This is a genomic window from Streptomyces rubellomurinus (assembly GCF_000961885.1).
GTDB classification, from domain to species: Bacteria; Actinomycetota; Actinomycetes; order Streptomycetales; family Streptomycetaceae; genus Kitasatospora; species Kitasatospora rubellomurina.
The window spans coordinates 1-5,671 of sequence record NZ_JZKH01000174.1; the positions used below are offsets into that span (position 1 = coordinate 1).

Consider the following 5,671-nt stretch of genomic DNA (forward strand, 5'->3'; position numbering starts at 1 on the left):
CAACATCCAGATGGTGTTCCAGGACCCGTACACCTCGCTCAACCCGCGCATGACGGTCGGCGACATCATCGGCGAGCCCTTCGAGATCCACCCCGAGGTCGCGCCCAAGGGCGACCGCCGCAAGGCCGTCCAGGACCTGCTGGACGTCGTCGGGCTCAACCCCGAGTACATCAACCGGTACCCGCACCAGTTCTCCGGCGGCCAGCGCCAGCGCATCGGCATCGCCCGGGGGCTCGGCCTCAAGCCCGAGATCATCATCTGCGACGAGCCGGTGTCGGCGCTCGACGTGTCGGTGCAGGCGCAGGTGATCAACCTGCTGGAGCAGTTGCAGGGCGAGTTCAACCTGTCGTACATGTTCATCGCGCACGACCTCTCGATCGTCCGGCACATCTCCGACCGGGTCGGGGTGATGTACCTGGGGAAGATGGTCGAGATCGGCAGCGACACCGAGATCTACGACCACGCGACGCACCCGTACACCCAGGCGCTGCTGTCCGCCGTGCCGGTGCCGGACCCGGCCGCGCGGGAGTCGCGCGACCGGATCGTGCTCACCGGGGACGTGCCCTCGCCGGCCAACCCGCCGTCCGGCTGCCGGTTCCGGACGCGGTGCTGGAAGGCGCAGGAGCGGTGCGCGGTGGAGGTCCCGCTGCTCGTCTCGCCGAGTTGGCTGGAGGGCGGGGCGTTCCACGACTCGGCGTGTCACTTCGCGGCGGAGCGCGACATCGAGCAGAGCGCGGCGGAGCGCGACATCGAGCAGAGCGCGGCGGAGCGCGAGAACGGGCAGAGCGCGGCGGAGCGCGAGAACGGCCCGGAGCCGGAGCAGCAGTAGCACCGCGGGCCCGAGGGCGCGTCCCCGTTCCCGGGGGCGCGCCCTTTCGCCGTGATGCAACCGAGATCTCCCGCGCCCTCCCCAAGTGCGGCCCCGTCCTTGATAGTTGCTCTGCGCCCGGCGAAGGTCGCGCTGCGCGGAGGAGGGCTGCTGATGGACGCGGTGGAGGTGATCGGAAGCCGGCCGAGCCTGGCGCCCGGGACCCCGTTGCTCGAGGTCGACGACCTGCACGTGGAGTTCCACACCCGGGACGGCGTGGCCAGGGCCGTGAACGGGGTGAGCTACTCGGTGGCCGCCGGTGAGACCCTGGCGGTGCTGGGGGAGTCCGGCTCGGGCAAGTCGGTGACGGCGCAGGCGATCATGGGCATCCTGGACGTGCCGCCGGCCCGGATCTCCGCGGGGCGGATCCTCTTCCGCGGCGAGGACCTGCTGACCATGTCCGCCGGGGCCCGCCGGGCCGTCCGCGGCCAGCGGATCGCGATGATCTTCCAGGACGCGCTGTCCGCGCTCAACCCGGTGCTCAGCGTCGGCTACCAGCTCGGCGAGATGTTCCGGGTGCACCAGGGCCTGTCCCGGGCGGAGGCCAAGGCCAAGGCCGTCGAGCTGATGGAACGGGTCCGCATCCCGGCCGCCAAGCAGCGGGTCGGCGACTACCCGCACCAGTTCTCCGGTGGCATGCGCCAGCGCATCATGATCGCCATGGCGCTGGCCCTGCAGCCCGACCTGATCATCGCCGACGAGCCGACCACCGCGCTGGACGTGACCGTCCAGGCCCAGGTGATGGACCTGCTCGCCGAGTTGCAGGCCGAGTTCCGGATGGGGCTGATCCTGATCACCCACGACCTCGGCGTGGTGGCCGACACCGCGGACAAGATCGCCGTGATGTACGCGGGCCGGATCGTCGAGACCGCCCCGGTGCGCGAGCTGTACGCCCGCCCGGCGCACCCGTACACCCGCGGCCTGCTCGACTCGATCCCCCGGCTGGACCAGAAGGGGCGGGACCTGCACGCCATCAAGGGCCTGCCGCCCAGCCTGCTGCAGATCCCGCAGGGCTGCGCCTTCAATCCCCGCTGCGACCGGGCGCAGGACCGCTGCCTGACCGAACTCCCGCTGCTGACACCGGTGCTGGGCGAGGGCGGCGGCGAGCTGCCGGGCCGCCGCAGCGCCTGCCACTACTGGCGGGAGACGCTGCACGGCTGAGCCGGCGAGTGGCTTCAGCCGGTGTAGCCGACGTTCTCCCAGACGATGTCGGACAGGCCCTGCGCGCCGATGTTGGCGAGGTCGGCGCGGGCGCCCATCAGCTGCGGCCGCTGGTACAGCGGCAGCATGCCGGCCACCTTCCAGAGCTCGGCGTCGGCCTGGTTGATCGCCTCGGAGGCGGTGGCCGCGTCGGGCGCGGCGGCGGCCCGGTCGAGTGCGGAGTCCACCGCCGCGCTGCCGGCGCCGACGTGGTTGGTGCCGCCGTTCTGGACGAAGTTGGAGCGGTTGCCGCTGGCCGGGAAGGGGGTGCCGAGCAGCGAGTAGGCGGCGATGTCGAAGTTGTTCTGGTTGACGTACTTGTCGAAGAACTCGTTGGCGGCGGCGGTCACCGTGGTGACCTTGATGCCGACGTCCTTGAGCATCCTGGTGGTGCTGGCGGCCTCGTTCTGGGCCTGGGTGACGCCGGCCGGGACGACCATCCGCAGGTTCAGCTCGTGCCCGTCCTTCTTCCGCACGTCGCCCTCCAGCTTCCAGCCGGCCGCCTCCAGCTTGCGGGCGGCCTCGGCGGGGTCGAAGCGGGCGAGGCCCAGGGAGTTGTCCCGGTAGGCGTTCTGGTTGGCGACCAGCAGGTGGTTGTTGAGCGGGACGGCGGGCCAGTCCAGGCCGTTGAGGTCCGAGCGGATGACGGCGTCCCGGTTGATCGCCTGGAACACGGCCTGCCGGACGGTCGCGTCGGAGAGCGCCGGGGTGCGGGCGTTCAGGGTGAACTGCCGGAAGTCCGGCCCGCCCGCCCGGCGGACCACCGCGCCCTTGGTGTTCTTGACGGTCTGGTAACCCGCCACGTCCGGGCCGATGTTGACGAGCTCCAGCTCGCCCCTGGCGAAGGCGGCGGGCATCTCGTTGGGCAGCATGGCGTGGAAGACGATCCGGTCCAGCATCGGCTTGTCGCCCCACCAGGCGGGGTCGGCGACCAGGCTGACGGTCTGGGTGGCGCGGTCCAGCTTCTCCAGCTTGAACGGGCCGGCGGTGACCGGGATCGCGTCCAGGTAGGCGGTGTTGAACAGGTCCGGGGTGGCGATCCGGCTGGCCGGCAGCAGCGGCGCGTTGGCGGCGCCGTTGAACATCGACTGCCACTCGTTGAACGGGCGGTCGAAGGTCATCACGGCCTGGAAGTCGTCCTTGCCGCGCTCGACCGCGGAGACCAGCTCGAAGCCGGTGTTGCTGGACGGCCGGTAGGCCGGGTCCTTCCCGTTCAGGGCGCGCCAGTTGGCCTCGATGTCGCGCCAGGTGATCGGGGTGCCGTCGGACCAGTGCGCCTTCGGGTTGAGCGTCCAGGTGACCACCTGCCGGCCGTTCCTGGTCTCGGCGTGCGCCTCCTGCAGGTAGGCCGGGTTGGGGGTCTGGGTGCCGGCCGCGTCGGAGCGGAAGAAGGTGGGCAGCAGCGGCTTGGCGACGGTCATGGTCGAGGACTCGCTGCCGTCGGTGTGGATCGGCGACCACTGGTGGGAGAACTGCGGGATCGCCAGGTTCAGGGTGCCGCCCTGGCGCAGCTGGGCCCGGTCGTGCGGGTTGATGTCGATCGAGGTGAGCTTGGGGGCCGCGGCGGCGGACGGCGCGGCGTCCGCGGCGGGATCGCCCTGGCCGGCACAGCCGCACAGGGTGAGGGAGAGCGTGACGGCGGTGAGGCCGGCGAGCAGCGCCGTCCGGTGGTGCTGGAGGCGGCGGCCCATCGGCGTGCTCCCGGTGTGACTGAGGTGGCTGGGGCGGAAGGTGTGGCGTCACATCTTGCTGACCTGGAGGGGGAGTTGTCGAGGGGCGGGCCCGCCGGATCGGTCACGATCCGGCAAGCCCGCCCCTGCGGGGTCCGCTCGTCAGGCGACGGTGAACTTGAAGGTGCGGTCCTTGTCGCCGGTCTTGTCGAACAGCGGGGTGATGGCGTCCGCGACGTCCTGCGGGGTGATCGCGGCGGTCTGGCCGTTCTTCTTGATCTTCACCTTGTCGAAGACGCCGTTCAGCTGGGAGCCCAGCGCGTCGAGGTCCCACTTGGGCGTGATCTTGCCGTTGGCGTCCGGGACCAGCGTGAGCGCCTTGGCGGCGGTCTTGCCGCCGAAGTCGAAGGACTTGGCGCCGGCCACGATGTGGATCTTGCCGTTGGTCACCTGCTTGCCGAGGCCGTCCGCGGCGGCCTGCAGGGCCTGGGCGGAGACCTTCGGCTGGGCGGCGGTCAGGGCGACCGCGATCGGCTGGTCGGGCTTGCCCGCGGCGCGGTCGCGGTAGGCCTGCTCGACGGCGTCCAGGGCGCCCGCCGAGTCCACCGCCTGACCGGCCTTGCCGGGGACGACGACCGGGTCGCCGGTGTCGGAGAACTTGACGTAGCCCTCCTGCAGCCCCTGCCCGGAGCCGGCGGCCAGCGAGTCCAGCGCGGACTTCAGCTTCGCCCGGTCGATCCGGACCTCCGGCTGGACCGCCTTGCTGCCGCCCTGGATCGACTTGATCACGTCGACCGGGTTGTAGCTGTGCTGGGCGAGGCCGTCCACGGTGGCCGTGGTGTCGAAGCTCAGCCCGGCCGCGGTCGGGTCGAGGTCGACCGTCTGGTCGCCGATCTTCAGCTTGAGCGGCTGCTGGCCGGCCTTGCCGACCGTGCCGTCCAGCTGGTGGATGGCCTGGTCGCGGCTGCTGCCGCCGATGTCGGTGCCGAGCACCACGGTGCCCTTGGGGACGTCCGACTGGTTGAGCATCAGGCCGGTGCCGTACGCCGCGGCGCCGAGGAACAGCACGCCGGCCACGGCGTAGACGCCGAGCTTGACGAGCTTCTTGCCGGGGCCGCCGCGCTTGGCCTTGGCGGGCTCGGCCTTGGCCGGCGCGGGCGCCGGTGCGGGCGCGGGCTTCGGGGCGGCCGCGGGCCCGGGCTCGGTGGCTGAGGGCGCCGGTGCGGGCAGCGGGGTGACCTCGGTGGCCTCCGGGTCGCGCCCGGCCCGCTGCGGGCGGCCGGGGGCGGCGCCGGGGGCGCCCTGGGCGTTCGGGACGCCCGGGAAGAGCGAGCCGGGGGCGGCGGCCTGGGCACCGGGCTGGCCGCCCGGCTGCTGGGCCCCCTGCGGCGCTCCGTGCGGGGCTCCCTGCGGGGCTCCGTGCGGGGCGAAGGCGTCCTGGCCCGGAGCGGCGGTGCGCTGGGTGCCGAACGGGTCGGTGCCGGTCGGGGCCGAGGCGAACAGGCCCGGCTGCGGACGGCCTTCGGCGGCGCGCGGGGCACCGCCGCCGGGCCGGCCGGGTATGCCGGCGGGCGGCAGGACGTCCTCGCGGATCGGCGCGAAGCCGTCGACGGAGGTGTCCTCCGGGTTCGGCTGCTCGACCGCCGGGCCCTGCGGGGCGGCGCCCGGGCGCGGGCCGTTCTGCCGCGGTCCGTTCTGCCGCGGGCCGCCCGGCTGCGGACGGCCGCCGCGCGGGCCGCGCGCACCGGCCTCGGGGCCGGCGGCCGGGGCGAACGGGTCGGCGACCGGCGCGAACGGGTCGGCGGCCTGGTAGACGCCGGGCTCCTCCAGCGGGGCCTCGGCGCCGAACGGCGCGGCGGGCGCGCCGCCCTGGCGCGGGCCCGGGTTCGGCGCCTTCGCCTGGGTGGGCACCGGGCGGCCGTTCGGCCGGGCC

General features: G+C 73.3%; 4 protein-coding genes. 2 read left to right on the forward strand and 2 right to left on the reverse strand.

The features are described from left to right. On the forward strand, positions 1-829 hold an 829-nt coding region (locus VM95_RS36690; protein ID WP_078861151.1), incomplete at its 5' end, for an ABC transporter ATP-binding protein. 153 nt (positions 830-982) lie between these two features. Then, a complete protein-coding gene (locus VM95_RS36695; protein WP_045705478.1) occupies positions 983-2,029 on the forward strand; it encodes an ABC transporter ATP-binding protein in 1,047 nt (348 codons plus the stop codon). A gap of 14 nt (positions 2,030-2,043) precedes the next feature. Here VM95_RS36695 and VM95_RS36700 read toward each other — a convergent pair whose 3' ends face one another. Together VM95_RS36700 and VM95_RS39490 are read right to left on the reverse strand one after the other, a co-directional pair. Further along, entirely contained in the window at positions 2,044-3,759 is a 1,716-nt protein-coding gene (locus VM95_RS36700; protein ID WP_045705481.1) for an ABC transporter family substrate-binding protein, read from the reverse strand. Between the two features lie 141 nt (positions 3,760-3,900). Further along, the coding region (locus VM95_RS39490; RefSeq protein WP_208615602.1) for a peptidoglycan binding domain-containing protein at positions 3,901-5,671 on the reverse strand (1,771 nt) is incomplete at its 5' end.

Bases quoted from the DNA above. Each gene is read 5' to 3' on its own strand.
- VM95_RS36700 (WP_045705481.1), bottom strand. From the start codon at position 3,759: ATGGGCCGCCGCCTCCAGCACCACCGGACGGCGCTGCTCGCCGGCCTC.
- VM95_RS36695 (WP_045705478.1), top strand. From the start codon at position 983: ATGGACGCGGTGGAGGTGATCGGAAGCCGGCCGAGCCTGGCGCCCGGG.